General features: G+C 69.2%; 29 protein-coding genes. 18 read left to right on the forward strand and 11 right to left on the reverse strand.

The features are described 5' to 3' along the window. Positions 1–120: 120 nt before the first annotated feature. On the forward strand, positions 121–282 hold the full coding sequence (locus A37U_RS52640; RefSeq protein WP_020498469.1) for a hypothetical protein: 162 nt from the start codon (positions 121–123) through the stop codon (positions 280–282). Positions 283–291: 9 nt separating this feature from the next. On the opposite strand, the gene A37U_RS0120125 is transcribed toward A37U_RS52640, so the two are convergent. Next, positions 292–1,116, reverse strand: coding sequence for a hypothetical protein (locus tag A37U_RS0120125; protein WP_020498470.1), 825 nt, complete (start codon positions 1,114–1,116; stop codon positions 292–294). Positions 1,117–1,320: 204 nt separating this feature from the next. Between A37U_RS0120125 and A37U_RS44375 the strand changes: the two genes are divergently transcribed. From A37U_RS44375 to A37U_RS0120140, 3 genes are read left to right on the forward strand one after another with little or no spacing between them, the layout of a single operon-like run. After that, the gene (locus A37U_RS44375; RefSeq protein ID WP_020498471.1) at positions 1,321–3,609 is read left to right on the forward strand and encodes a sigma-70 family RNA polymerase sigma factor; all 2,289 of its coding nucleotides are present in this window, start codon (positions 1,321–1,323) and stop codon (positions 3,607–3,609) included. A gap of 48 nt (positions 3,610–3,657) precedes the next feature. Next, positions 3,658–4,221 carry a GtrA family protein gene (locus A37U_RS44380; protein WP_240437617.1) on the forward strand — a complete coding sequence of 188 codons (564 nt, stop codon included), beginning with the start codon at positions 3,658–3,660 and terminating at the stop codon, positions 4,219–4,221. 15 nt (positions 4,222–4,236) lie between these two features. Then, positions 4,237–4,731: a GtrA family protein gene (locus A37U_RS0120140; RefSeq protein ID WP_020498473.1), complete on the forward strand. Its 495-nt coding sequence runs from the start codon at positions 4,237–4,239 to the stop codon at positions 4,729–4,731. Between the two features lie 77 nt (positions 4,732–4,808). Here A37U_RS0120140 and A37U_RS0120145 read toward each other — a convergent pair whose 3' ends face one another. Next, positions 4,809–6,074 (reverse strand): ATP-binding protein, encoded by a 1,266-nt coding sequence (locus A37U_RS0120145; protein ID WP_020498474.1) that lies wholly within the window; start codon positions 6,072–6,074, stop codon positions 4,809–4,811. Next, positions 6,074–6,748, reverse strand: a complete 675-nt coding sequence (locus A37U_RS0120150) for a response regulator transcription factor (RefSeq protein WP_020498475.1) — start codon at positions 6,746–6,748, stop codon at positions 6,074–6,076. The genes A37U_RS0120145 and A37U_RS0120150 overlap by 1 nt, the downstream gene beginning before the upstream one ends. Before the next feature lie 59 nt (positions 6,749–6,807). Here A37U_RS0120150 and hisN point away from each other — a divergent pair, with 59 nt between their 5' ends. Beyond that, positions 6,808–7,587, forward strand: coding sequence for a histidinol-phosphatase (gene hisN, locus A37U_RS0120155; RefSeq protein WP_020498476.1), 780 nt, complete (start codon positions 6,808–6,810; stop codon positions 7,585–7,587). A 66-nt stretch (positions 7,588–7,653) separates the two neighbouring features. Next, the gene (locus A37U_RS48410; RefSeq protein WP_157182902.1) at positions 7,654–8,658 is read left to right on the forward strand and encodes a DUF8017 domain-containing protein; all 1,005 of its coding nucleotides are present in this window, start codon (positions 7,654–7,656) and stop codon (positions 8,656–8,658) included. Here the strand turns inward: A37U_RS48410 and A37U_RS49820 are convergent. From A37U_RS49820 to A37U_RS0120180, 4 genes are all read right to left on the reverse strand, one after another. Next, entirely contained in the window at positions 8,636–8,974 is a 339-nt protein-coding gene (locus tag A37U_RS49820; RefSeq protein WP_240437630.1) for a hypothetical protein, read from the reverse strand. The genes A37U_RS48410 and A37U_RS49820 overlap by 23 nt on opposite strands. Positions 8,975–9,259: 285 nt before the next feature. Further along, positions 9,260–9,901 (reverse strand): adenosylcobinamide amidohydrolase, encoded by a 642-nt coding sequence (locus A37U_RS0120170; RefSeq protein WP_020498479.1) that lies wholly within the window; start codon positions 9,899–9,901, stop codon positions 9,260–9,262. Next, positions 9,885–10,814 (reverse strand): hydroxymethylglutaryl-CoA lyase, encoded by a 930-nt coding sequence (locus A37U_RS0120175; RefSeq protein ID WP_020498480.1) that lies wholly within the window; start codon positions 10,812–10,814, stop codon positions 9,885–9,887. Before A37U_RS0120175 ends, A37U_RS0120170 begins: the two co-directional genes overlap by 17 nt. Further along, positions 10,811–11,380: a PH domain-containing protein gene (locus A37U_RS0120180; RefSeq protein WP_020498481.1), complete on the reverse strand. Its 570-nt coding sequence runs from the start codon at positions 11,378–11,380 to the stop codon at positions 10,811–10,813. The genes A37U_RS0120175 and A37U_RS0120180 overlap by 4 nt, the downstream gene beginning before the upstream one ends. 26 nt (positions 11,381–11,406) lie before the next feature. Here A37U_RS0120180 and tyrS point away from each other — a divergent pair, with 26 nt between their 5' ends. Further along, the gene (tyrS, locus tag A37U_RS0120185; protein ID WP_020498482.1) at positions 11,407–12,792 is read left to right on the forward strand and encodes a tyrosine--tRNA ligase; all 1,386 of its coding nucleotides are present in this window, start codon (positions 11,407–11,409) and stop codon (positions 12,790–12,792) included. Between the two features lie 95 nt (positions 12,793–12,887). On the opposite strand, the gene A37U_RS0120190 is transcribed toward tyrS, so the two are convergent. Genes A37U_RS0120190 through A37U_RS48420 form a run of 3 tightly spaced genes read right to left on the reverse strand, consistent with a single transcriptional unit; the run spans position 12,888 to position 14,504 of the window. Continuing rightward, positions 12,888–13,643 carry a biotin--[acetyl-CoA-carboxylase] ligase gene (locus A37U_RS0120190; protein WP_020498483.1) on the reverse strand — a complete coding sequence of 252 codons (756 nt, stop codon included), beginning with the start codon at positions 13,641–13,643 and terminating at the stop codon, positions 12,888–12,890. Positions 13,644–13,653: 10 nt separating this feature from the next. Beyond that, positions 13,654–14,073 (reverse strand): nuclear transport factor 2 family protein, encoded by a 420-nt coding sequence (locus tag A37U_RS48415; RefSeq protein ID WP_020498484.1) that lies wholly within the window; start codon positions 14,071–14,073, stop codon positions 13,654–13,656. Then, positions 14,070–14,504, reverse strand: coding sequence for a nuclear transport factor 2 family protein (locus A37U_RS48420; protein WP_020498485.1), 435 nt, complete (start codon positions 14,502–14,504; stop codon positions 14,070–14,072). The genes A37U_RS48415 and A37U_RS48420 overlap by 4 nt, the downstream gene beginning before the upstream one ends. A gap of 97 nt (positions 14,505–14,601) precedes the next feature. Between A37U_RS48420 and A37U_RS44400 the strand changes: the two genes are divergently transcribed. The 10 genes from A37U_RS44400 to A37U_RS0120245 all read left to right on the forward strand — a co-directional run bounded on the left by A37U_RS44400 (position 14,602) and on the right by A37U_RS0120245 (position 23,890). Continuing rightward, on the forward strand, positions 14,602–15,165 hold the full coding sequence (locus A37U_RS44400; protein ID WP_020498486.1) for a TetR/AcrR family transcriptional regulator: 564 nt from the start codon (positions 14,602–14,604) through the stop codon (positions 15,163–15,165). A gap of 94 nt (positions 15,166–15,259) precedes the next feature. Continuing rightward, a complete protein-coding gene (locus A37U_RS0120205) occupies positions 15,260–16,900 on the forward strand; it encodes an acyl-CoA carboxylase subunit beta (protein WP_020498487.1) in 1,641 nt (546 codons plus the stop codon). Positions 16,901–16,910: 10 nt separating this feature from the next. Further along, complete coding sequence (locus A37U_RS0120210; RefSeq protein ID WP_020498488.1) at positions 16,911–17,141, forward strand: acyl-CoA carboxylase subunit epsilon; 231 nt, start codon at positions 16,911–16,913, stop codon at positions 17,139–17,141. Continuing rightward, entirely contained in the window at positions 17,138–17,650 is a 513-nt protein-coding gene (locus A37U_RS0120215; protein WP_020498489.1) for a DinB family protein, read from the forward strand. Before A37U_RS0120210 ends, A37U_RS0120215 begins: the two co-directional genes overlap by 4 nt. Positions 17,651–17,731: 81 nt before the next feature. Next, a complete protein-coding gene (locus A37U_RS0120220) occupies positions 17,732–18,322 on the forward strand; it encodes a PadR family transcriptional regulator (protein WP_026197409.1) in 591 nt (196 codons plus the stop codon). Then, entirely contained in the window at positions 18,312–19,898 is a 1,587-nt protein-coding gene (locus tag A37U_RS44405) for a DHA2 family efflux MFS transporter permease subunit (protein ID WP_083933654.1), read from the forward strand. Before A37U_RS0120220 ends, A37U_RS44405 begins: the two co-directional genes overlap by 11 nt. A 10-nt stretch (positions 19,899–19,908) precedes the next feature. Continuing rightward, entirely contained in the window at positions 19,909–21,384 is a 1,476-nt protein-coding gene (locus A37U_RS0120230) for an ArnT family glycosyltransferase (RefSeq protein ID WP_020498492.1), read from the forward strand. A 181-nt stretch (positions 21,385–21,565) separates the two neighbouring features. Continuing rightward, entirely contained in the window at positions 21,566–21,751 is a 186-nt protein-coding gene (locus A37U_RS51670; RefSeq protein ID WP_026197411.1) for a hypothetical protein, read from the forward strand. A gap of 128 nt (positions 21,752–21,879) precedes the next feature. Next, complete coding sequence (locus A37U_RS0120240; RefSeq protein WP_020498494.1) at positions 21,880–22,488, forward strand: Maf family protein; 609 nt, start codon at positions 21,880–21,882, stop codon at positions 22,486–22,488. Positions 22,489–22,573: 85 nt separating this feature from the next. Beyond that, positions 22,574–23,890: a dicarboxylate/amino acid:cation symporter gene (locus A37U_RS0120245; protein WP_020498495.1), complete on the forward strand. Its 1,317-nt coding sequence runs from the start codon at positions 22,574–22,576 to the stop codon at positions 23,888–23,890. A 35-nt stretch (positions 23,891–23,925) separates the two neighbouring features. Here A37U_RS0120245 and A37U_RS0120250 read toward each other — a convergent pair whose 3' ends face one another. Then, the gene (locus A37U_RS0120250) at positions 23,926–24,624 is read right to left on the reverse strand and encodes a hypothetical protein (protein WP_157182903.1); all 699 of its coding nucleotides are present in this window, start codon (positions 24,622–24,624) and stop codon (positions 23,926–23,928) included. 207 nt (positions 24,625–24,831) lie between these two features. Between A37U_RS0120250 and A37U_RS0120255 the strand changes: the two genes are divergently transcribed. Continuing rightward, the gene (locus A37U_RS0120255) at positions 24,832–26,619 is read left to right on the forward strand and encodes an acetyl/propionyl/methylcrotonyl-CoA carboxylase subunit alpha (protein ID WP_020498497.1); all 1,788 of its coding nucleotides are present in this window, start codon (positions 24,832–24,834) and stop codon (positions 26,617–26,619) included. The last annotated feature ends 74 nt before the right edge of the window (positions 26,620–26,693 follow it).

Here is a 26,693-nt window from a genome sequence, read left to right on the forward strand (position 1 = left end):
CCACTCAGTATACGTGCCGATCACCACTCATCTCCGGCCACACTGGCCAGGTTAGCCTTACCTATGCCATCCTCTCGGTGAAACGCGGCCGATCACCCGAGGGATTGAGGAGTCGAGCCGATGGGCAAGAAGAAGCTCGGCGCCACGCCGCAGGAGACGGTGAGGCTCTGGACCAAGGCAGGCAAGGTCAAGAAGAAATGCTGCCGGTCCAAGTCGCGCTGCAAGAAGTGCCCGGTGCTCGCGCTGAAGAAGGCCCGCAAGGAGCTCGCCAAGGCGGCCTGAGCAGCGGAGTCACCCCCTGCCGAGCTGGCGCAGCAGCGCACAGGCCGCCTCATGGGTGCGCGGCAGGCGTTCCTGCCACACCCGCGGCTGCCGGTCCCGCAGATGCGGATCCACTCCGAACCGGTCCGCGGCCAGCCAGCGCACGCTCGCCGCGTTCAGCGAAAGCCGCTCGTCCCTTCTGGCCAGGGCGGCGACCGTGCACGGGCCGAGTACCGCGAGGGTCTCCCCGCCGTCGAACACCCCGCGCAGCACATCGGCGAGCAGGATCAGCGCGGCGAACCGGGACCAGCCCTCGGTGCCGTCCAGTTCCACCCCGACGAGCACCAGCACGTAGTCCCCGGTCACCGTGCTCCCGTGCAGTTCGCACTCGGCGTACACCTCGCGCAGCCTGGTGCGCAGATAGGCCGGGGTGGCCAGGCCGGTGAGCCCGTCGCACACCTCGATGCTGGTCGCCTCGCGCACCGCCACATCCGCCCAGGCCACCGCGGTCGCCCGGAGCAGTCGAGTGGGCAACTCGTCCGGATCGACCTCGAGATCCACGTCGAGCCCGCCAGGGGCACGCAGCACCGTGTGCAACGCCGCCAGGTCGGAGAGCGTCTCGGCGAGTCCGGCCCCCGTGTTCGCCCGCGCCCGGGCGAACTCAGCTGCCGGGCCGAGCAGATCCTCGTCCTTGCTCGCCGCGACACAGAGCTTGTCGACCTCGGGGAGCGCCCATTCACTGGGAAACGGCCAGCCCGCCGCGAGGCTGGTCGTGCGCCAGTGCGAACGCAATGTGCGCACGATTGCGGCCAGGCCGTCGCGTGAAGGCCGCGGGCCCGCTTCGCGCAATCCCACTTGTGTTCTGTCCTCCCCATCGTGTCCACGGAGCTCCGTGGCCGGTGTCGTTCGCGAAAGGGTGACGCACGACGGTGTTGATCATGACGCGGGTCCGCTGAAAAGAATTCACTCACGTTCGGGAGAACTTTGCGAGGTGGCGTGACGGAGCACGAACTCGTCCGTCACACTGTTGCCCACAGTGGAACGCAGTAGAGGAGAACCGTGTCGACCGTTCCGGCCCAGGCCAGCGGCCCGAGCGATGCCGAGCTGATCAACTCGGTCCGCCATGGGTCCACCACGGCCTATGGCGAGTTGTACCAGCGGCACGTCGCTGCCGCCTACAACCTGGCCAGGCAGGTTTCCCGCTCTCCGGCCGAGGCCGACGACCTGGTGTCCGAGGCGTTCGCCAAGGTGCTCGACACGCTGCGCGCGGGCAACGGCCCGGACACGGCGTTCCGCGCCTACCTGCTGACCTCCCTGCGGCACACCGCCTACGACAAGACGAGGCGGGACCGCAAGGTCGAGTACACCGACGACGTCACCACGAGCGGAGCACCCGCGGACTCGATCAGCGTGCCCTTCTCGGACACCGCGGTCGCCGGGCTGGACCGCTCGCTCGCCGCGCGGGCCTTCGCGCGGCTGCCCGAACGCTGGCAGACCGTGCTCTGGCACATGGAGGTGGAGGGTTCCTCGGCCTCCGAGGTGGCCACCATCCTCGGGATCTCCCCGAACGGCGTCTCCGCGCTCGCCTACCGCGCCCGGGAGGGATTGCGGCAGGCCTATCTGCAGGTGCATCTCGCCGAGACCGGTGAGGACCGCTGCCGCGCCACCGTGGACCGGCTCGGTGCCTGGACGAGGGGCGGGCTGGCGAAACGGGAGACCGCCCAGGTCGAGGCGCATCTCGACGAATGCGAGCAGTGCCGGGCGCTCGCCGCCGAACTCGCCGATGTCAACGGCGCACTGCGCGCGGTGCTGGCCCCGCTCGTGCTCGGCGGAGCGGCCGCGGGCTACCTGGCCGTCGCGGGCAGCACGACCGCCCATGCCGCGACCGCGGTCGGCGCGGCCTCCAGCGCCGGCGGGGCAGCCGGTGCCGCGGCCGCCATGCCGCGCCAGTTCATCGGGGTCGGCGTGGGTACCGCCGCGGTGGCCGCTGCCGTCGCGGTGGCCATGACCGCGGGTTCGGGTCCGCAGCAGATCCCCACGGCGGCACCCGCCCAGCAGCCGCCGAAACCGGCCGCGCCCGCGGCACCGAACCCCCCGGCACCACCCGCGCCACCGGCACCTCCCGCGGCCCCTCCGGCACAGCCACCCGCCGCCCCGCCACCCGCGCAACCACCGCAGGCACCCCAGCCGCCCGCGGCGCAACCGCCCGCACAGCAGCCACCACAGCAACCCGCTCCACCGGCGCAGCCGCCGAAACCGGGCGAGCCGAAGGTCACCGCGGCCGGCCCGGGCGCGGACATCTCGCTCGAACCGGGCGGTCCCGCGGTGGATGTGCCGATCACCGTGACCAACACCGGTGCGGGCAAATCCGAACCGGTGGACACGAAGCTGAACCTGCCGCCAGGGGTCCGCGCGATCGGCGGCGGCCAGGGAGCGGGCGGACCGAAGGCCTTCGCGCTCGACGCGCCCGCCAAGGACGATTCGACGGTGCACTGTCCCGGCGGGACGGGCACGGTCGAGTGCACCACGCAGCGCGGACTCGAGCCCGGCGAGAAGGTCACCATGCTGTTCCGGCTCACCGCGGACCGCGATGCCAAGGGCGGAGTGGTGACCGGAACGGTGAACTCGGGCACCACGGTTCCGGTCAAGGTGCGGGTCCCGGTCAAGGTCAAACCGCTGCCCGAGGACGGCGTCGAACTGCGTATGCGCCAGCTCGACCTCGACCCCCTGCGGCTGCCGATCGTCGCGATGCGGGTGACCAACACCGGGGAGACCACCAAGCACGGGTACCTCCGCTACGACAAGGGCAGCCTGCGCCCGCTGCAGCTCGGCTCGATGCACTGCGATTCGGGGCTCACCCAGACCGTCTGCGTGACCAGGGACGAGCTGCGTCCCGGCGAGTCCGCGCGGATGACCGTGCTGGTGCCGTTCGCGGTGCTGCAGACCGTGGTGATCAACGGCAAGGCACGGATCGGCCAGGCCACCGACACCGCGCGGGTCTACGTGCACCGGCCGCTGGATCCGCCGGTGTGGCCGATCCCCTCGGAGCCCCCCGAGCCCACCAAGCCCACGCACCCCCCGGAGCAGACGCCGGATCCCACCCCGGGACCCTCGTCGAGCACCGAGCCGACCCCGCCGAGCACCACCCGGCCGGACAAACCGAGCACCACCCGGCCCTCGGAGAGCTCCGCGCAGCGGCCACAGCACCCATCGCACCCGCAGCGGCCGACGACACACCCGGCGACTCCCCCGTCGAGCGCCCCGGCACGCCCCACGCCGACACCGAGCCCGAGCAGCGCGCCGAACGCCGGCGGGAACTACGTGACGGTGCCCGGACACACGGAATAACCGGAGGTGCGTGCGCGCCCGGATTCGCTGGCGGATACGCTGTCCGGCGTGGCTTTCGTGGAAACCGTTCTCGCCAAGACGCCGCAACCGCTGCGCTCACTGCTCATCAAGCACCGTGAGCTGCTGAAATTCGCCATTGTCGGCGGGATCTGCTGGGTCATCACCATGGTCGTGTGGTACGGCCTGAAGTGGACGATCCTGGCGACCAAGCCGGTCACCGCACAGGTGATCGCCGTGATCGTGGCCACGATCGTGTCCTATGTGCTCTCCCGCGAATGGTCGTTCCGCACCAGGGGCGGCCGGGACCGGCACCACGAGGCGGCCCTGTTCTTCATCATCGCGGGCTTCGCCGTCGCCCTCACCGTGGTTCCGACACTGTTCTCCCGGTACGTGCTGCACCTCGAGACGCCGTACGTGTCCATGCCGACCCAGGAAGTGGCCGACTTCATCTTCGGCGGGATCCTCGGCACGATCATCCAGACGATCTTCCGCTTCTGGGCCTTCCGCAAGTGGGTGTTCCCGCAGGAGGGCGCCCGCGCCCGCAAGGGCAACGTCTCCGCGCTGCGCCCGGAGGACTCCCCGCACGTGCGTGCCGACGACGAGGTCGCCTGACGCCGCCGTATCGTCGTGTCGCTGGTCTCCGCGCTGCTGCGGCGAATACCCCAGCCGTTGCGCGTGGTACTGCTCAAACACCGTGAACTGCTGAAGTTCGGTGTGGTCGGCGCGACCACCTTCCTCATCGACACCGCGATCTTCTACTTCCTCAAGACCACGGTGCTGGCGCCGAAACCGGTGACCGCGAAGATCGTGGCGACGCTGGTCGCCACCATCACCTCCTATGTGCTCAACCGGGAATGGTCCTTCCGCACCAGGGGCGGCCGGGAACGCCACCACGAAGCCTTCCTGTTCTTCCTGGTCAGCGGGCTCGCACTGGCCTTGAACACGGCGCCGCTCTGGATCTCCCGCTACCTGCTCGACCTACAGGTGCCCGATACGAGCCGGGTCGCCCAGGAACTCGGCGACTTCATCTCCGCGCAGGTGATCGGCACCCTGATCGCCATGGTGTTCCGGTACTGGGCGATGCGCCGGTTCGTGTTCCCCGAGCCGGAAGCGCGCGATTAGAGCACCTCTGACAACTCATGTCCTGCCGCGCGGGGCCCGCTCGCGACGGGAGTCATCAGACGCACTCTCGGCGCGAGTCACCGCGGCGCGGTCCGCCAGGCCTGTGGTTCCGGTGGCGGCGGCGGGGCAAGCAGGAACAGCGAGAAGGTGGCCGGCCTGCGCACGGACAACTCCAGGCGCCCACCGTCGGCGTCCACCAGTGCTCTGGCCAGCGCCAGCCCGACCCCGCTCGATCCGCCCCCGGAGACCCCGCGCTCGAACATGTGCCTGGCGAACTCGTCCGGCACCCCGGACCCGCCATCGCTGACCTGGACCACCACGGTGGACTCCTCCTGGCGAACGGAGAGCCGCACCTTTCCCCCGCCGTGCTTGACCGCGTTGTCCAGCAGCACTCCGATCGCCTCGCGCAGCCGCGAAGGGGTGGCCACCGCACGCAGCCCGTCGGGGATCCGCAGTTCGAGCGAACCGCCGCAGGCCCGCACCACGGGCCGCCACTCCTCGGCGATCGCGCGCAGCTGTTCGGAGAGCTCGACCGGGCGCGCCTCGTTCGCCCGTGCCGCCCGGGATTCGGCGAGCAGGTCGTCGAGCACCTTGCCGAGCTTGTCGGCCTGTTCCATGGCCGCGCCCGCCTCCGCCGCGGTGTCCTCGTCCGGGGAGTCGACGAGTCCCTCGATCCGCAGCTGCAGCGCGGTCAGCCTGCTGCGCAGCTGGTGCGAGACATCCCCGACCAGGTTGCGCTCACGCTGCACGAGACGGTTGAGCGCGGTCGCCGCGGTGTCCAGGGCACCGGCGACCATGTCCAGCTCGGCGACCCCGTAGCGCTGGTTCTCCGGCCGGAAATCCCCCGCGCCGAGCCGGTCCGCGCGTTCGGCGACATCCCGCAGCGGCCGGGAAAGGCGCCGCGCGGTCACGCTGGCCACCAGGGTGCCGATGGCCAGCGAACCGACCAGCACGAGGACCACGAACAGTCCCATCCGCACCTGCTCGTCCCGTGTCGGCCCGGACGGCGCGATCAGCCGCACCGAGCCGCCGCGCACCAGGGGAATCCGTTCCTCGATCGGATCGGCCCCGGGGTCGGCCCCGAATTCGAGCGTGCGCGCCTGCGTCCGGACCACGATCCGCCCGCCGTCCGGCGCGCCGTACTGGAACTTGGCCAGGTTGAGCGGGCGCCCGTCGGCGAGATCGTCGTCCAGGGTGGTGGCGATCTGCTGAGCCTTGCTGGCCAGCTGCTGGCGGGAGATCGTCTCCACGACGGTGACCATGCTCAGGGTGAGCGGAATACCGAGTGCGAGCCCGGTCACCGCGACCGTGAACAGGGTGGCGAGCAGGATCCGTCGGCGCATCAGTCCGCGTTGAACCGGAATCCGACGCCACGGACGGTCGCGATCCGCCGCTCGGCAGAACGCGGGTGCCCGTCCCCGAGTTTGCGGCGCAGCCAGGACATGTGCATGTCCAGGGTCTTGGAGCCCTTGAGTTCGGGCGCGTGCCACACCTCGGTGAGGATGTCTTCGCGCGGGACGACCTGTCCGGCGTGCGTGAGCAGCACCCGCAACAGCTCGAACTCCTTGTTCGCGAGGTTGATCTCCTCCCCGTCCACGGTGACCCGGCGCGCGGAGAGATCCATGCGCACCCCGTTGGCCTCGATCGTCTCCGGTGCCCTGCGGCGCAGCAGGGCCCGGATGCGCGCCATCAGTTCGGCCAGCCGGAACGGTTTGGCCACGTAGTCGTCCGCCCCGGCGTCCAGGCCGACCACGAAGTCCACCTCGTCGGCGCGCGCGGTCAGCATCAGCACCGGAATCCCCACGCCCGCCGAGCGCAGGCTGCGGCACACCTCGAGGCCGTCCACACCCGGCAGCCCGAGATCGAGGATGAGCAGGTCGATCCCACCGCCGGAGGCACGGTCCAGTGCCACGTCTCCCTCGGTGACCACCTCCGGCTGGTACCCCTCCCTGCGCAGCGCGCGGGCCAGGGGTTCGGCGATCGCCGGATCGTCCTCGGCGAGCAGTACGACACTCATGACGTCGTTCCCGGAAGTGCGCTCACGCCTGCGATCGTAGCCCTGCGAGGATTGCCCTCATGTCAACCGCTGACCTGACCCTCGCCCTGGAGCTCGCCGAGGCCGCGGACGAGCACACTCTCGCCCGGTTCGCCGCCGTCGACCTGCGTGTCGAGACCAAACCGGACCGGACCCCGGTCACCGATGCGGATATCGCGGTCGAGGACCTGATCCGGGCACGGATCGCCGAGCGCCGTCCCGGTGACGGGGTGGCGGGCGAGGAACGCGGCGGCACCGTCGGCACCGGCCGCTGCTGGTTGGTCGACCCGATCGACGGAACCAAGAACTTCTCCCGGGGCGTCGGCGTGTGGGCGACCCTGATCGCGCTGCTCGAGGACGGCGAACCGGTCGTGGGCGTGGCCAGCGCCCCCGCGCTCGGCCGCCGCTGGTGGGCGGCGAAGGGACAGGGCGCCTTCGTGCGCGATCACCGTGGCACCCGGCGGATCACCGTGTCCGGGGTCGGCGCGCTGGCCGATGCCTACCTGTCCACCACCGAATTCACCACCTGGCGCGAACACCACAGCCTCGCCGCCTACCAACGGCTCTCCGGGGCGTGCTGGCAGAGCAGGGCACTCGGGGACTTCTGGTCGCACTGCCTCGTCGCGGAGGGGGCCATCGACCTCGCCGCGGAACCCATCGTGAACCCCTGGGATCTCGCCGCGCTGTTCGTGATCGTCACCGAGGCCGGTGGCCGGTTCACCGATCTCTCCGGGCAGCCGCGCTACGACAACGGCTCGGCCCTGTCCAGCAACGGCCTGCTGCACGAGGCCGCGCTCGGGGAGCTCGACCGGCAGGACTGAGGGCCGGAATCGACCGAATCGCCGGGTTCCCGCAGGCGCCCGGCGCCGGCACCCTATGCTGCGATCATGACGTGGGGTGACCAGCAGGGAAATCAGCAGCAGGGCGGCTACGGGGGCGCATACTCGGATCCGATCACCGGAGAACCGAGGGGGTACCCGGAACAAGCCGGTACACCGCAGCCGTATTTGCAACAGCCCTACCCGCAGCAGCCGTGTCAGCAGCAGCCCTACCCCCAGTCCGGATTTCCCCAGTCCGGATATCCCCAGCCCGGATTCCCGCAGCCGCAGCCGGGCTTCGCGCCACCGCGGCGCGGGATCCGCCCCGGCGTGCTCGTCTCGGTCGTCGCGGTGGTCGTGGCCGCCGCGATCGCGGTGGGCGTGGTCTTCCTGATGCGCGGATCGACCGGCGAGGGGGAACGGCAGCGGGCACTCCCGGCGCCGAGTTCCTCGGCCACATCCCCGCCGTCCTCGTCCTCCCACGCGCCCGCGAACGTGGCGCCGGTGGTACCCGGTTGGCAGGTGGTCGCCTCGACCAAGAAGGGGCTCGCCTACGACGTCCCGCCGGGCTGGACGGTGGAGAGCCCCGGCACGGTCATCGGCTACGAGCGGCCGGACCCGAAGGGACCGTTCGGCTACAAGCCCTACGTGGCCGGGTCCGGGGCGGCACAGTTCGCCGGGGACTGCACGGCCAAGGACAGTCACCGTGCCCAGGTCGCCATCCTCTCCGCGGGCGAGGCGAAACCGGACGTCGGGGCCCGGGGCGGGGTCGCGCTCTGGCTACAGGGTGCGGCGATGGACAAGAAGGGCACCATCACCAAGGTCGAGCCGGACCCGGTGACCGAACGCCGGATCGCCGATGGCTCGGCCGCCTCGAGTTCCTCGGCGAGCGTGGATCTCCCCGCCGATCAGCAGAGCGGTCCCTGCGCGGCGAAGAAGGTGCACGCGATCTCGGTCGCCGTCAGCGTGGCGGGCAAGACCAGGGTGCTGATCGTCGAGGCCGATCAGGCGGGCAAGACCGTGGACGGCGCCACCATGGACAAGATCGCCGCTAGTCTTCGTCCGCTGCACTAGCCGCATCGACACCGGCAGCCTCGATACCGGTGACGTCGACCCGGTGGCGCCCGGTGTCCTCGGCGTCGACGAGGCCGACCGCACCACGCGTCACCTGTGCCCAGGCCAGCCGCCCGAACAGGTAGTGGCAGGCCACGGCTTCCTCCTCGAAGCTGCTCCAGTCGTAGCGGCTGCCCTGTTCCCGCCAGAACACATCCCAGTGCCCGGACTCGTCGGTGACGAGACACCACGCCTCGTCCCGTTCGGCCCCGATGCTCACCAGTTCGGCGGGGATACCGAGGGTGGTGAGGCAGCCGGAAAGCGATTCGGCCTTCACGGGGGCTCCTTCCCATGTCGTCGGGGTCTCGGGAACCGGAAGCTGGCGGCCGGGCCCCGCACACGGGCGGGGCATGTGCCCGATCGGGAACAGATGGCTGCGGAACAGTGCGACCGAACCGGCCGTGGAATGCGGGGGTTTCCCCGAGGAGACCGCTTTCGTCCGGTCGGTGCGCGGATCCCGGAGCGGCAGCGGGCCGGTTTCCGGCTCACGCGCGGGACTGCGCGCGTACTTCGGCAAGCGCAACGGCGTGGTGTGCGGATCCTGTGCCAAGTCCCCTCGTCCCTACGTCGTTTCCAGTCCTGCGCGGATCGCGCGGTAGACCGCACGCGCCAGCGGGGCGCCGATCGCCGAGCGCGGGCCGCCATAGACCTGTTCCGGGCCTTCCCGGCCGCACCATAGCGCGACCGCGTCGGTGCAGGTTCCGGTGCCCGGGACCCCCGCATCGGCCAGTGCCTGGGTCTTCGCCTCGGTCGCGGTGGCCACGGCATTGATCATGCCCGCATCCGAGACTCGCACACCGAGCGAACCGAGAATGTTGATCGTGCCGACCCGTTCCCCGGTGACCGCGGTGCCGCCGAATTCCGCGGCATAGGTGGGCTGACCGACCCCGGTGGTCACGGTGACCCGCACCGGCCCGTCGGTCACGGTGACCGCCCCGGTGACGTCGACCGCGGTCATCAACGCGGTGCCATGGCCCGCACAGCCGAGTTCCCCGGCAAGTGTGCGCAGATATCCGACCGGATCACCGTCGTAGTAGGCGCGCACCGAGGCGTTCAGCACCCAGGCGCGTTCCCCGAGCCCGCCGCCGTAGGGACCGGAGGAGATCAGCCGCACGGGTTCGGCGAACCGCCAGACCAGCGCGGGAAATCCCTGTGCGACAACGAGTTCGGGTTCGGTCGCTGCGGGTTCAGCCGGTGAGCGCACGGACCACCCGGGATGGGCTCTGCCTGCCGAGCTCACCGGCGAGCCAGGCACTCGTCTGCGCGAGAACACCGAGCTCCACCCCGTGTTCGATGCCCAGCCCGTCGAGCATCCACACCAGATCCTCGGTGGCGAGATTGCCGGTCGCCGATTTCGCGTAGGGGCAGCCACCGAGCCCACCCGCCGAAGAGTCCACGCACGCCACTCCGAGGCGCAGCGCGGCGAGGGTGTTCGACAGCGCCTGACCGTAGGTGTCGTGGAAGTGCACGGCGATGTTCGCCAGGCTGGGGAACTCGGCGAGCACGGCGGCGACATGACCAGGAGTGGCCACGCCGATGGTGTCACCGAGCGAGACCTGCGCGCAGCCCATATCCAGCAGCCGCCGCCCGACCGTGCCGACCGCGGCCGGATCCACCGCACCCTCCCACGGGTCGCCCCAGCACATCGAAACGTATCCGCGCACCCGCATCCCGGCCTGAAGTGCTTGCCGCACAACGGGCTCGAACATCGCGAACTGACCATCCACGGTGTTGTTCAGGTTCCGCGCGGCGAAGGTCTCGGTGGCGCTGGCGAACACCGCGATGTCGGTCACCCCGGATTCGAGCGCCCTGGCCAGTCCGCGCTCGTTCGGCACGAGCACCGGATAGCGCACCCCGGCGCGCTGTTCCAGGCGGGCGAGCAATTCCTCGGCATCGGCGAGCTGGGGAACCCATTTCGGCGAGACCATGCTCGTCGCCTCGATCACGGTCAGTCCCGCCGTCGCGAGCCGGTCCAGGAATTCGAGTTTCACCGCGAGATCGACGATGTTCTTCTCGTTCTGCAGGCCGTCGCGCGGGCCGACCTCCCAGATCGTCACCCGTTCCGGCAGTTCCCCATCGGCCACCGTCATCGGCAGGCCGAGCTCGAGTACGCTCATCGCCAGTCGCCTTCCCGGTATTCCTCGCGGGCGAAATCGTCCTCGGGATTGTCGTTGATTTCCCGGTACAGCACCATGTGCACCCGCTCGACCTCGGGAATATCGTCGAATTCGAGCGGTTCCTCGGAGGCGGACTCGATGACCAGGGTGCCGCAGCGGAACAACCGGTCGATGATGCCGTGCCGGAACTGCACCGAGTTGATCCGGCTCAGCGGAATGTCGAGGCCGGTCCGCTTGATCACCCCCCAGCGCGACATCACGCGGTCGGTGGTGACGATGAAGTGCGTGGTGCGCCAGCGGAACAGCGGGCCGACGGTGAACCACAGGATCAGCACCACCCCGACAACGGCCAGCCCGATCCAGGCGTACTGATGCCAGGAAAGGCCCGCCGCAAGCGCCGCGAGGTAGCTGAATGCCCCGACCACGACGAGGAACACCAGCACCGGGACGACCAGCATCTTCCAGTGCGGGTGCTTGTGCAGCACGATCTGCTCGCCGGTGGTGAGCAGGTTCTCCGGATACGCCACGGCGACCAGGGTACCGAGGCTCGCTAAAATGGAATGCATACCCACTTTTTTGGAGTGTTTCGAGCATGAGCCGACTGAGTCAGTCCGTCGATCGCGCCCGCGCGCTGCTGCGCGATGCCGACCTCGCCGCCGAGGCGAGTGTGCGCGAGCTGCTGGCCGAGACGACCTATCGGCGCGGCATCGACCTCTCCGATCTTTCCCCCGCCGAGCAGGCCGAGCTGATCGGCGCCCGGACCCAGCAACTGCACCCCTCCACCCAGGCGCTGACCGAGCGGATCGCCAAGGCAGCCAAGGAAGCTCGCCCGTTCGTGGCAAAGCTGGGTATCGATCCCACCGGGGCGGAGGTACATCTGGGCCACGCGGTGCCGATGATCATGCTCGGCCGGTTCGAGCGAATGGGCCATGACGCCGTGCTGATCGTCGGCGACATGACTGCCACCATCGGCGACCCGTCCGGCCGCTCCGACGAGCGACCGACGCTGACCGAGGCGGACATCGAACGCAACCTGGCCACCTACCGCGAGCAGGTCGGCCCGTTCTTCGATTTCGAACGCGCGAAACTGCGCCGCAACGGGGATTGGCTGCGCCGGATCACCCTGCCCAGGATCATCGAGATCACCTCACAGATCCCGGTGTCCATGTCCCTGCAACGCGAGGACTTCCGCACCCGGCTCGACGCCGGACACGGGCTGTCCGTTTCCGAACTGCTGTACTCCGTGGTGATGGCGCTGGACTCGGTGGAGATCCATGCCGATGTGGAGCTCGGTGGAATCGACCAGTTCCTGAACATGCAGATGGGCCGCAAGGTGATGGAGATCTGCGGGCAGGCACCGGAAGTCGTCGCGGCGACCTCGCTGATCGAGGGCACCGACGGCACCGGGGCGAAGATGTCCAAGTCCAAGGGCAACTACGTACCGCTGACCGCGCCCGCCGGTGAGGTATTCGGCAAACTCATGTCCATCCCGGACCGGCTCGTGGCGCCCTACTTCCGGGCGCTGTCCGAATGGCAGGACAGCGAGCTCGCGCTGGTCGAGGAACGGCTCACCGCGGGCGCCCTGCACCCGATGGACCTCAAGAAGGTCCTCGCCGGTGAGGTCACCGCGGCCATCCACGGGGTGGAGGCGGCGATGACCGCACGGAAGGAGTTCGTCGCCCGGTTCTCCAAGCAGAGCTTCGCCGGGGCCGGTGAGCTGCCCGCGGTCGCCGACCTCGGGGTCACGGTGGCCGAGGCGCTGCGCGAACTGGGCTTCGCCAAGAGCAACGGCGAGGTGCGTCGGCTCGCCCAGCAGAACGGGCTGCGCCTGGTCGCCGAGGCCGACGGCGGGGAACAGCACCAGGTGACGCTCTCCGCCGACGACATCCGGGAGCCGCTCGAGAGCCTGCGCACCGAACGGCTCGGCGCCGGGAAGCACTACCTCAAAGCGGGCCGCAAACTAGCCACGCTAAATTAGTCCGCTTTTCTTCTGCGGCGGAGCCGCTTCTACCACCCACGCAGCCCGCATCGCCACCGGATCCGCCACGCAAGCCAACCCCGACGATTCTCCGCTCAGCGCCAGCGGAGGTGCACCACATCCCCGGCGGAAACGGCGCGCCCATCGTCGAGCACCAGCTGGCCGATGGCATCCACATCGACCGCGGTCGCCTCGATGGTGTCGCTCGCCCGCTCGACGCGCACCCGCTTGCCGATGGTGTGACAGCACCGCCGGTATTCCTCGAGGAGTCCGCACGCCGCGAGGTCGCCACCCGCCGCACGCCAGGCTCGTTCCACCGTGTCGAGCTCGGTGAGCAGCCGGACGGTGACCTCCTCATGGTCGGTGCTGTCCGCACCCGCGTCCTCGAGCGAGGTGTGCCGCAACCCGCCCGCTCCACTGGGGATGTCCGGGGGCAGCGCGGTGATGTTGAGCCCCATGCCGAGCACGACCGCATCGCCCGAGGCTTCGGCCAGCACCCCGCACAGTTTCGCCTCACCGTGCAGCAGATCGTTGGGCCACTTCAGGTGCGCGGTCACGCCGAGGTCCGCGCAGGCACGCACGAGCGCGATCCCGGCGACCACGGTGAGCGTGCCCAGCCGATCCCTCGGCACCCCGGCGGGACGCAGCAGCACGCTGCAGTAGAGCCCGCCGCCCGGCGAGACCCAGGACCGGTCCCGCCGCCCACGCCCGGCGGTCTGCGCCCTGGCGATCAGCACCGTCCGATCACCCGCTCCTTCCGCTGCCGCCGCACTCAGATCGGCATTGGTGGAGCCGGTGCGCTCCACCACGGTCAGTGCGGAATACGGCGGGACGAGGCGATCAGTCAGCATGCATCAGACACTATCCGCCCAGTGCCCCGGTGAGCTCCGGCAGCCGCCCCATCGCCGCCGCCATGCGCGCGTGGTCGTGATAGTCCCGCGAGGACACGATCTTGCCCGCGCGCACCCGCGCCACGATGAGGTTCGCCGCACGGAATTCGTTGCCCGCGCCCGTGGTGCCCTCGTACACCCATTCCGCGACGACCACCTCGGGATCGGTGGTCTCGTGCACGACCAGATCGTGCGCGGTCATCCGGAGCCCGCTCGTGCCCGCGGAGCCGAAGTGCTCGCGAACCTGTGCGGCCCCCTCCCAGCGGAACGGTTCGGTCACCCCGAAAACGTGCTCGACCACCGCGTCCTCGGCATAGAGGCCGGGCAGCTCGGCGAGATCACCGCGACAGATTCCGTCGATCAACCGCTCGATCACCTCGCGCGGGGTCATGAGAGTGCTTCCACGAGCCCGGGCAGCGCGTCGTTGGCCGCGGCGAGCCGCAGGTGGTCGTGATAGTCGCGGGAGTGCACGATCCTGCCCCCACGCACCCGCGCCACGAGCAGGTTCGCGGCCTTGAACGGCTTGCCCACAGCGGAGACACCCTCGGTGTCCCATTCCACGATCGCCACCTCCGGGTCGGCCCCCTCGTACAGGACCACGTTGCGCACGTGGAATTCCCGCGCGGTGCTCGGGCCGGCGTTCGCGAGGTGCTCGAGCAGCGCCCGCTTGCCCTCCCATCTGGACGGGTCGGCGATGCCGAAGGCGTGCTCGACGACCACGTCGTCCGCGTAGTAGCGCTCGATCGCTTCGGTGAACTGCCCCTGCTCCAGCAGTTCGACGCAGTTCCTCAGTACCTGACCGGCGTTCGGTGTGTTGGACATAAGGTCTCCGTGAGTTCGGTAACGGTATTATCGGAGTACCAACTCCGGTTGAAGACGATACGGAGTGTTTACTCCGTTTGTCAATGGAGGTGTCAGCATGCGCGCGGACGCGCGAAGAAACCGGCAGCGGCTGCTCGAAGTCGCCGAGGAGGTGTTCGCCGAGCACGGGGCGGGCGCCTCGACCGAAGCGATCGCCAGAGCGGCCGGGGTCGGCATCGGCACCGTGTTCCGCCACTTCCCCACCAAGGAAGAGTTGCTGCGCGCGGTGTTCGCCGAGCATCTGCGCAAGTTCACCGAGGAGGTGGAGTCCCTCACCCGCGCGGCGGATCCGGGCGCGGAATTCTTCGCGTTCTGCCGTCGCTTCCTGGACAGCGCGCAGCGCAAGAAGGCGCTCACCGAGGCGCTCGCGGATGCCGGGATCGAGGTCGACGGGGAGAGCAGGCCGGCGAAGGAACAGTTCCGGCAGGCCATGGACGAGCTGGTGGTACGGGCACAGCGAGCCGGAGCGCTGCGCCCGGATATCGACGGCACCGATGTCCTCGCCCTGCTCGTCGGAGCGGCGAAGGCGGCCGAGCAGTTCGGCAAACGCGGGCTCGAAGTGATCATCGACGGGCTCCGGTGTGACGAATGCGGCACTCGACCTGGCCCGAGCGCTAGTTAGAGTGGCTGGTCATGAGCGAGCAGCTGAGGCGAATCATCGTTTCTCATGCCCGCCAGCACGAAAACCCGGACGCCTGACAAGGAGTAATGCGGGCATGAGCAGCGCTACCGAGCCGATCGGCCCCGTGCCGGACGACGAGCCCGATATCCACACCACCGCGGGCAAGCTCGCCGAGCTGTACCGCCGCGACAACGAGGCGGTACACGCCGGTTCCGACCGCGCCATCGAACGCCAGCACGCGAAGGGCAAGAAGACCGCGCGGGAGCGTATCGAGGAACTGCTCGATCCGGGCTCCTTCGTGGAGATCGACGAACTCGCCAGGCACCGCTCCACGAACTTCGGCCTGGAGCGCAACCGCCCGTACGGGGACGGCGTGGTCACCGGGACCGGCACCGTCGACGGGCGCGCGGTGTGCGTGTTCTCCCAGGACGTGGCCGTGTTCGGCGGCGCGCTCGGCGAGGTGTACGGCGAGAAGATCGTCAAGATCATGGACCTGGCGATCAAGACCGGCAGCCCGATCATCGGCATCAACGAGGGCGGCGGCGCCCGCATCCAGGAGGGCGTGGTCTCGCTCGGCCTCTACGGGGAGATCTTCCGCCGCAACACGCACGCCTCCGGGGTGATCCCGCAGATCTCCCTGATCATGGGGGCCAACGCGGGTGGGCACGTCTACTCCCCCGCCCTCACCGATTTCGTGGTCATGGTGGACAAGACCTCACACATGTTCATCACCGGCCCGGACGTGGTCAAGACCGTCACCGGCGAGGAGGTCAGCTTCGAGGAGCTGGGCGGCGCCCGCACGCACAACACCAAGTCCGGCAACGCGCACTACCTGGCCTCGGACGACGACGACGCGATCAACTACGTCAAGGAACTGCTGTCCTTCCTGCCCTCGAACAACCTGGACGATCCGCCGGTCTTCGAGTCCGAGGACCTGCAGACCGGTCCGGTCGCCGAGACGCTCACCGAAGAGGACACCGAGCTCGACACGCTCATCCCGGACTCGGCGAACCAGCCCTACGACATGCACGAGGTCATCCGGCGGGTGCTCGACGAGGACGAGTTCCTCGAGGTGCACGAGCTGTTCGCGCCGAACGTGGTGGTCGGCTTCGGTCGGGTCGAGGGGCACGCGGTCGGTGTGGTCGCCAACCAGCCCACCCAGTACGCCGGCTGCCTGGACATCGACGCCTCGGAGAAGGCCGCCCGGTTCGTGCGCACCTGCGACTCGTTCAACATTCCGGTGCTGACCTTCGTGGACGTGCCCGGCTTCCTGCCCGGCACCGACCAGGAATGGGACGGCATCATCCGCCGGGGCGCCAAGCTCATCTACGCCTACGCCGAGGCCACCGTCCCGCTGGTCACGGTGATCACCCGGAAGGCCTTCGGCGGGGCCTACGACGTGATGGGCTCCAAGCACCTCGGCGCGGACATCAACCTGGCCTGGCCCACCGCGCAGATCGCGGTCATGGGCGCACAGGGCGCGGCGAACATCGTGCACCGCAAGCGGCTCGCCACTGCCGCGGACAACGGCGAGGACATCGAACAGCTGCGCGCGGAACTGGTCGAGGAGTACGAGGACACCCTGCTCAACCCGTACATCGCGGCCGAGCGCGGCTATGTGGACTCGGTGATCCCGCCCTCCTACACGCGTTCCTACGTGGCCCGTTCGCTCCGCCTGCTGCGCGAGAAGCGCGAGTCCCTTCCGCCGAAGAAGCACGGCAACATCCCGCTGTGACGGAGGAACTGTGAGCGAGGAAAACCCCACGCCCGAGAAGCCGATGCTGCGCGTCGTCCGGGGCACCCCGGACGACGCCGAGCTCGCCGCCCTGACCACGGTGCTCGCCGCCGCCGGGGCATCGAACCCCGCGGGCGAGGCGAAGCAGCGCCGCTCCCGCTGGGCCGATCGCGCCGCATTGCTGCGCAAGCCGCTGCATCCGGGTCCGGGTGCCTGGCGCGCCTCTGGCATGCCCCGGTGATCGGCCCCGCGCTGGACGACACCGCCCCGGACGAACGGACCGGTCTCGAGGCGTTTCTCGATGAGCAGCGCCTCGAGCTCGTCGCCCGGGTCTCCGGGGTCTCCGAGGAGCAAGCCCGCCGTGCGCTGGTGCCGAGCGCGACCACCCTCGGCGGCCTCGTCAAACACCTCACCTGGGTGGAGCGGGTGTGGTTCAGCCTGCACACCGCGTGCGTCCCCCGCGAGCGCTGGCCCTGGCCGTGGCCCCAGGAGGACCATCCCGATGCGGGGTTCCGGATGCCCCGGGACGAGACTATGCCCGGGCTGCTGGAGGCCTACCGGACGGAGTGCCTGCGGTCCAAGGAGAACGCCGTGCGGCACTCGCTGGATGCGGTGTTCCCCGACGAGCGGTTCGGCAGCCGGGTCTCGTTGCGCTGGATCTACCTGCACATGATCGAGGAGACCGCGCGGCACGCGGGGCACGCGGACATCCTGCGCGAGCAGCTGGACGGGGTCCGGGGCGAGCCCTGACACATCCCGGTTGAGCTTCGCTCGGAAACTAGCGTATATTCCAGATGGAATAATCCTGACGAACCATCTGGGACCGTGCATATGTCCACGAAGTTGACCCCCATGGCGATCGCCGTGCTCGAACTGCTGCACGAGCGCCCCATGCACCCCTACGAGATGCGGCGCCTGCTGCGCGAACGCGGCGCCGAGCTCCGGGTCAAGATCTCCGCGGGCGCGTTGTACCGCACCGTGGAACGGCTCACCGGGGACGGCGTGCTGGAGATCGTCGAGACGAGCAGGGATGGCAACCGCCCGGAGCGCACCGTATACGCGGTCACCGGAAAGGGCAGGGACCTGTTCGCCTCGAGCACCCTGGACATGCTCGCCGTACCCGCCGAGGAATACCCGCAGTTCGCCCTGGCCATCGACGTGATCGCGGATCTGGAACCGGAAGCGGTCCGCGCCGCACTGAACATGCGCCTGATGTACCTGGACAACAAATTGGCGAGTATGTCCGTGGTGGACCGATACACCACTGAGGGAAAAACACATCGAATGTTCCTGCTCGATCACGAATACCGCATCCACATGTGGCGGGCCGAGCGCGAATGGACGAGAAACCTGCTCGACGACCTCGAAACCGAACGGCTGACCTGGCCGGAGAACAAACTGGGAAAAAGCAATGAGAACTGAGAGCGAGAGAAGTCCGTGGCCCGCGCTCGCGGCACTGTGTCTCGGCTTCTTCATGATCATGATCGACACCTCGATCGTGATGGTCGCGATCCCCGACCTGATGCGCGAGATCAACGCCAGCCTCAACGAGGTGACCTGGGTGACCAGCGCCTACGTGCTCGGCTGGGCGGTGCCGCTGCTCGCCTCCGGGCGCCTCGGTGACCGGTACGGGCGCAGGCGGATCTTCCTCGCCGGGATCGTCGTGTTCACCCTCGCCTCGGCGTGGTGCGGACTGTCCGGGAATCCGGAGATGCTGATCGCCGCGCGGGCCGCGCAGGGCATCGGCGCCGCGCTGATCACCCCACAGACCCTGTCGTTCATCACTCATCTGTTCCCTGCGGGAAAACGCGGCGCGGCGATGGGCGTGTGGGGCGCGGTCGCCGGGCTCGGCAACATCGCGGGCCCGCTGCTCGGCGGGCTGCTGGTCGGCTCGCTCGGCTGGGAATGGATCTTCTTCGTGAACCTGCCGATCGGCATCGTGTGCGTACTCATGACGCTCGCGCTCGTCCCGCCGTGGCGCCCGGGAACCAAGCATTCCTTCGACCTGACCGGTATCGCGCTTTCCGGAGTGGGGCTGTTCTTTCTCATTTTCGGTATCCAGAACGGCCAGCAGTACGAATGGGGAACCGTTTTCGCCGGAATCACGATCACCGAGATCATCGCGGCCGGTGTCGTACTGCTGATCGCGTTCGCGATCTGGCAGCACTTCAACAAACGCGAACCACTCGTCCCGCTCGGTCTTTTCCGGTCCCGTAATTTCGCGATCGGCAATCTCGCCCAGATCATGCTCGGCATCTGCCTCGCGGGCGCCATGCTGCCGCTGGTGATCTACCTGCAGGCGGTGCTCGGGCTGACTCCCTTGCAGGCCGGGCTGATGCTCGCCCCCTCGGCACTCATGTCCGGGATCATCGCCCCGTTCATCGGCAAGCGCACCGACGGGCCTGCGGCGAAGTACATCGGCGCCTTCGGGTTCGCCGCGATGGCCGCCGGTTACGCGATCGTGGCACTCATCGCCGCCCCGCAGAGCTCGCCATGGGCGCTGATCCCGGGGATCGTGGTGCTCGGTGTCGGGCTCGGCTGCGTGTTCACCCCGCTGACCAACCTGTCGATCAGCACGGTCCCGCCGCATCAGATCGGTTCGGGCTCCGGGGTGTTCAACGCCTTCCGCCAGGTGGGCACCGTACTCGGCACGGCGTCGGTCGGGGTCCTGCTGCAGGCCCGGCTGGTCGCCTCGATGCACAGCACCGCGACGCAGGCGGCCGGTGCCCTCCCCGCGGGCGAACGCGCCGGGTTCATCGCCGGGATGGACAAGGCGGCCCAGGCGGGCGCGGATGCCGGGGCCGGTGGCGGCGGCCCCGCGGGCGGGATCGGCGGCCAGGTGTTCGGCACGGCGTTCACCGAAGCCGCGACCAGCTCGCTGTGGCTGCCGATCGGCGCGCTCGCGCTCGGCGCGGTGCTGTGCCTGTTCTTCGGGGCACGCCAGCCCGTCTCCCCCGCTGCGGCTCCCCCACGTGTCGAGCACGCGGACGTCGCCTAATCTTCCGCGGGTGGAGTCCGCACCACCCGCCTTCGCCCGCCGCCCCGTGCTGTTGCTCGCCGGGGCGGCGGGTCTGTTGCTGCTCGCGGTCAGCTGGCGCTTCGGGTACTTCGGCGACGAGCTGTACTTCCTCGCCTCCTGGCGCTATCACCTCTCCTGGGGCTACGCGGACAATCCGTGGCTGCTCCCGCTGCTCGCCCGCGCCATGGACGCGATCACTCCCGGTTCACCGCTGGCCGGGCACGTACTCGCCGCGCTGCTGCACGTCGGGGGCATCCTGTGCACCGCGCTGCTGGCCCGCGAGTTCGGTGGCGGGAAGCGGGCCCAGTTGCTCGCCGGGACCGCGTACGCGATTTCGCTGCAACTGCTCGCCTCCGGGCACATCCTCGCCTCGTCCACGGTGGATCCCTTCCTGTGGACCCTGATCTGCCTGCTGCTCGTGCGCTGGGTACGGGTGCGCAACGAATGGCTGCTGTTCGGCGCCGGACTGGTCACCGCGGTCGCCATGCAGGGCAAGTGGCTGATCGTGTTCTTCTGGATCACCGTCGCGATCGGCGCGCTCATCCTCGGCCCGCGCGATCTGGTGCGCAGGACGGGGCTGCTATCCGGCGCGCTGATCACCCTCGCCGCCACCGTGCCCACGATCATCTGGCAGGTGCGCAACGGCTGGCCGTACTTCGCCATGGCGCAGGCGGCGCAATCGGCGAACGACGCGCTGTTCGGCGGCCGGCTCTCGATCCCGGTGATGGCGATCGTGTTCGCCGGGGTGCTGCTCGGCGCGTTCCTCGCCTGTCACGGAACCTGGCAGCTGCTGCGCGACCGCCGGTACGCCGACTACCGGTTCCTCGGGCTCGCCGTGGTGCTGCTCGTGGTGCTGTTCACCGTGATGTCCTCCCGGTACTACTACGTGGCCGGGGTGTATGGCCTGGTGTTCGCCGCCTCCGCCGCCCGGGTGGAACGGGTGCGCCCGGCCGCGTGGTGGCGGTGGGTGCCGACCTGGCCGGTCGCCGCGCTCTCCGCGCTGATCACCATCCCGCTCACGATCCCGGTGCTGCCGCTCGCCTGGAGCACCGGCCTGCAGTTCTCGGTGAGCGGCACCATCGGCTGGCCCGAGGTCGCCGCGACCACGGCCACCGCCTACCGGCAGCTGCCATCCGAGCAACGCGCGCGGACCTCGGTACTCGCCGAGACCTACTGGCAGACCGCCGCGCTCGAGATCTACGCGCACGATCGGCTGCCCCGGATCCACGGCGTCGAGCGCGGCTACTGGTACTACGGCAGCCCGGCCAGGCCCGGCCCCGTGCTCTACGTCGGCAAAGAGGCCACCCGGCAGTACCTGTCCCGGTTCTTCACCGGAGTGCGCGAGGTCGGGGTGACCCGGCTCGCGGCCCCGGCGAGCAACATCAATCAGGGGGTCCGGGTGTGGCTGTGCACCGGACAGCGCGCGCCCTGGCCGCAACTGTGGAACCAGCTGCACCGCTACTGAGACCCGCACGAGATCGTGTACTCCGGCCGCCATCCCGAGGGCGATCCGAACGAGAATTCCTTCGCAGGATGTGCCCCGGCACGGTCAGAGTGAAGATACAGACGGTGCCGCCTTGGGGACGAGTACCGGAAACGCACCCCTCGATCCTTCGGGTAATCGCCGTTCATCCGGCGGCCTACCCGTGCCTGTCGAGGATGGCCTGCGCCAGGTGTTCGGGCTGCTCGACTGCCCTGTCCGCAATAGCTTCGTCACCTTTGCCGCCTCCGGCGCCAGCGTGACCCACATTCCCAGCGCGGCCGCAACCATCGGCCAGGGGGCCGATGGTCGGATTTCGACGGTCTCGATCCGGACGCTTTCCACGATGTAGGTACGGAGGAGCTCCGGGTCGCGCAGGTCCTCGACAAGATCGTCCCAGAGCTGGGAACGCGTCGTGTCCATGGCTCTGCGGCAAGGGCGTGCCGAATCGACGGGTACCGCGCTCGTTAGAGTCACCGCATGCGTTTCATTCTCGCCTCCGCCTCGCCGGGGCGGCTCGGTGTCCTGCGTGCCGCCGGTATCGATCCGATCGTGCGAGTATCCGGGGTGGACGAGGACGCCATCACCGCACGACTCGGCGAGGCCGGTCCCGCCGAGGTGGTCGCGGAGCTGGCCAGGGCGAAGGCGGCCGCGGTCGCGGACTCGGTACGCGCGGAGCTCACCGACGGGGTCGTGGTCGGCTGCGATTCCATGCTGCACGCGGGCGGACAGCTGCAGGGCAAACCGCATGAGCCCGAGATCGCCGCGGCCCGCTGGACCGAGCTCGCGGGCACCGAGGGCCGATTGCTCACCGGGCATTGCGTGATCCGGCTCGCCGACAATTCGGTCGCGGCCGGTACGGAATCGACGACGGTGCGTTTCGGAAAACCGACCGACGCGGAGCGCGACGCTTATATCGCAACCGGTGAACCATTGCATGTTGCCGGGGGATTCACCCTGGACGGATACGGCGGCTGGTTCATCGAATCCGTGGACGGGGTGCCCTCGAGCGTGATCGGTATCAGTCTCCCGTTGACCCGGCGCCTGCTCGGCGAACTCGGTGTCAGCGTCACGCGATTCTGGGGTTAACGAGTCCCGCGTTCCGGTTATTCCCCGACGTCCAGAATGTAGACGGCGTGGTCCCCGTACCGGGTGAGCCGGAAGAATCAGGACCATGACCGTCCTGCGCAATTACACGAAGCCGAAGGTGTTCGGCACGATCGTCGTTTCCGCGCTCGTGCTCGGCGCCGTGCTCGGTTTCGTCGCCAAGGTGACCGAGGCGAGCTGGCTGACCGACACGCTCGACACGATCGGCACCATTTTCACCAGCCTGCTGCAGTTCACCGTGGTGCCGCTGGTGTTCACCGCGATCGTCGTCGGGATCACCAGCCTGCAGAAACTCGGCGGGGCGCGGGTCGCAGCCCGGCTCGGCGGCAAGACGGTCATGTGGTTCGCGATCACCTCACTGATCGCGGTGGTGATCGGGCTCGCGATCGGGCTGATCGGGCACCCGGGCGCGGGTGTGCACATCGCCCCGGACGCGGCGAGCACGAGCAAGGTCGCCGGAAAGGAACACGGTTCCTGGACCGCGCTGCTCTCCGGAATCGTGCCGGACAATTTCTTCTCCGCGTTCAGCGAGGGAAACATTCTCCAGGTCGTGTTCCTCGCCCTCGTCGTGGGAATCGCCTGCTTCGCCCTCAAGGAGAAGGCGGCCCCGTTCATCAATCTGAACCAGGCCGTTTTCGACATCATCCAGAAAATCCTGCGCTGGATCATTCTGCTCGCCCCGATCGGCGTGCTCGGTCTCATCGGGAACGCGTTCGCCACCTACGGGAACAAATTCCTGCAGCCGCTGCTCTCGCTGATCGTCGCGGTTTATCTGGGCTGCGCGATCGTGCTGTTCGTGGTGTACCCGATCCTGCTGAAATTCGTCGGCAAGATCAGCCCGCGGCGGTTCTTCGCGCAGACCTGGACCACGCTGCAGTTCGCGTTCGTTTCCCGATCATCCTCGGCCTCGCTCCCGCTGGCCCGCCAGGCCGCGGTCGACCTCGGCGTCGAGCAGGGCTATGCCGGGTTCGCCGTGCCGCTCGGCAGCACCACCAAGATGGACGGCTGCGCGGCCGTGTACCCGGCCATCGCGACGATCTTCATTGCCAACATCCTCGGCGTGCAGCTGGCCGTGTGGCAGTACGTCATCATCGCCGTGGTGGCCATCTTCGGCGCGCTGGCCACCGCGGGCACCACCGGCTGGTTCACCATGCTGACCCTGACCCTCGGTGCCGCCGATCTGCCGCCCGCAGTGGTCGCCACCGGGCTCGCGATCGTGATCGGCGTCGACCCGATCATGGACATGATGCGCACAGCGACGAACGTGGCCGGCCAGATCACCGTTCCGGTACTGGTGGCCAGGGGCGAGGGCCTGATCGAGGAGAATCCCGGGCAGGCACCGTCTCCGCAGCCGCGGGACGGCAAGCAAGAGATCAGCGCCTGAACCACCGCTGAGTGGTCCCCTGTACCGGGGGCGACTCAGTTGTCGGTGCAGGGGTGCAGCTGATAACCGCGCGGGGCCACGTCCGGCCAGCTCGGCAGCGAGTACTTGGAGCCGTAGGTCTCCGTGCAGCCCAGATCACGCCCGCCGACCGCGAACACCTGCGCATACACCCTGCTGCTCTGGCAATCCTCGGAACGGCACCCGCGCTGCACAGCGACCACCGCGTTCCGCCCGTCGATCGCCCGCAGCCGGAGGATCCCGCTCGAGGCCACGTAGGGCCGGTCCACCCGGTCCCAGCTGGCCTGTTTGTATACGAACACCTCGCCGACCCGGCCCTGCGGCGAGTCCCCGGCGACCAGGCAGGTCGCCCCGACCGTGCCGTCTCCCGGCACACAGGACAGCGAGTCCTTCGCCAGCCGGGCGCCCACATCGGTCACCGTAATCCGCAGCGCACTCTCCGCCCCGGGCACCTCGAGCGCGCCCTGCTCGCCGTCGGCGGTCGCGTGCAGCCGCACGGCCCCGGCCACACTGTCCGCCGAGACCAGCACCGGGCAGTCGGTGCGAACACACCTGTCGTTGCGCCCGGAACCCGGGGAGTCCGCGGAGGCGGCATCCTGCTGAGTGGGAAGCCGCAGTTGCCAGGCACCGAACAGGGCTGCCAGGGTGACCAGCACGGCGAGTACCGCGATGATCGGCACGGAGAGGGAAGCACGGGCTCGGGGTGGTTCACTCACGACGACTCCTCGCCACCGATCGTCGTCATCGCCCGTGACGCTGCTGTGCTTCCGGGTTCGCTCGCAAGCTCGCTCACTGACCCTGCTCCTCGCTCATACTCGTATACGTGAGGTGGCTCTCGCTCAGCGTGCCCGAACACTCGCCTAGACTCATTGTGCACTGGCAAAGCCCACGAGCGAGCTGCCCCACCGAACGGAGGTAAAGGCGTGCCGGATCTGTCCGATCAGCTAAGCACGAGCGTGTCCAAGGTGCTCATCGCCAACCGCGGCGAGATCGCCGTCCGGGTGATCCGCGCCTGCAAAGACGCCGGAATCGGCTCGGTCGCCGTGTACGCCGACCCCGACCGGGACGCACCGTTCGTGCGGCTCGCCGACGAGGCCTTCGCGCTCGGCGGGGCGACCGCGGCCGATTCGTACCTGGTCATCGAGAAGCTGGTCGACGTGGCGAGCCGCGCCGGCGCGGACGCGGTGCACCCCGGCTACGGCTTCCTCTCCGAGAACGCCGACTTCGCGCAGGCGGTCATCGACGCGGGCCTGAACTGGATCGGCCCCTCCCCGCAGGCGATCCGCGACCTCGGCGACAAGGTCACCGCGCGGCACATCGCCACGCGCGCCGGTGCCCCGCTGGTGCCCGGCACCAAGGAGCCGGCCAAGGACGCGAACGAGATCGTCGAGTTCGCCGAGGAGCACGGGCTGCCGGTCGCGATCAAGGCCGCCTTCGGTGGCGGCGGCCGCGGGCTCAAGGTCGCCCGCACCATCGAGGAGATCCCCGAGCTGTTCGACTCGGCCACCCGCGAGGCGGTCGCCGCCTTCGGCCGCGGTGAATGCTTCGTGGAGCGCTACCTGGACAAGCCGCGCCACGTGGAGGCCCAGGTCATCGCCGACCGGCACGGCAACGTGATCGTGGCGGGCACCCGCGACTGCTCCCTGCAGCGCCGCCACCAGAAACTGGTCGAAGAGGCCCCCGCCCCGTTCCTCACCGAGGACCAGCGGGCCCGGATCCACGAGAGCGCCAAGGCCATCTGCAAGGAGGCCGGCTACTCCGGGGCGGGCACCGTGGAATACCTGGTCGGCCTGGACGGGACCATCTCGTTCCTCGAGGTCAACACGCGACTGCAGGTCGAGCACCCGGTCACCGAGGAGACCTCGGGCATCGACCTGGTCCGGGAGATGTTCCGGATCGCCCGTGGCGAGAAGCTCCGGTTCACCGAGGATCCCACTCCGCGCGGCCACTCGATCGAGTTCCGCATCAACGGTGAGGACGCGGGCCGCAACTTCCTTCCCGCACCCGGTACCGTGACCAGGTTCGCCGCACCGGACGGCCCGGGCGTGCGCACCGACTCCGGCGTCGATTCGGGCAGCGTGATCGGCGGGCAGTTCGACTCCCTGCTCGCGAAGCTGATCGTCACCGGGTCGGACCGGCAGCAGGCCCTCGAGCGCTCCCGGCGCGCCCTGGACGAGATGGTCGCCGAGGGCATGGCCACCGTGCTGCCCTTCCACCGGGTGATCGTGCGCGATCCGGCCTTCGTCGCCGAGCAGTCCTTCGACGTGCACACCCGCTGGATCGAGACCGAGTTCGAGAACACCATCGAGCCGTTCACCGACGGCGCACCTGCCGAGGAGGACCAGGGCGAGCGGCAGAATGTGGTCGTCGAGGTCGGCGGGCGCCGCCTCGAGGTCTCGCTGCCCGCGGGCTTCTCCGTCGGCGGCGGCGCGGACAGCGGCGCGAAGGCCAAGCCGCGCAAGCGGACCGGCGGCAAGGGTGGGGCCTCGGCCTCCGGTGACGCGGTCACCGCGCCGATGCAGGGCACCATCGTCAAGATCGCCGTGGAGGACGGGCAGACCGTCGAGGCGGGCGAACTGCTCGTGGTGCTCGAGGCCATGAAGATGGAGAACCCGGTGAACGCGCACAAATCGGGCGTGATCACCTCCCTCGGAATCTCCGGCGGCGATTCGGTCACCCAGGGCGCGGTGCTCTGCGAGATCAAGGGCTGACCTTTTCCGGTCATCCCGCAACCACGGCGCGACCGAGTGCGTCAGACTCTGCGGTGGACGCGAATCGGAGGGGA

Source organism: Sciscionella marina DSM 45152, from assembly GCF_000379465.1.
Lineage (GTDB): Bacteria > Actinomycetota > Actinomycetes > Mycobacteriales > Pseudonocardiaceae > Sciscionella > Sciscionella marina.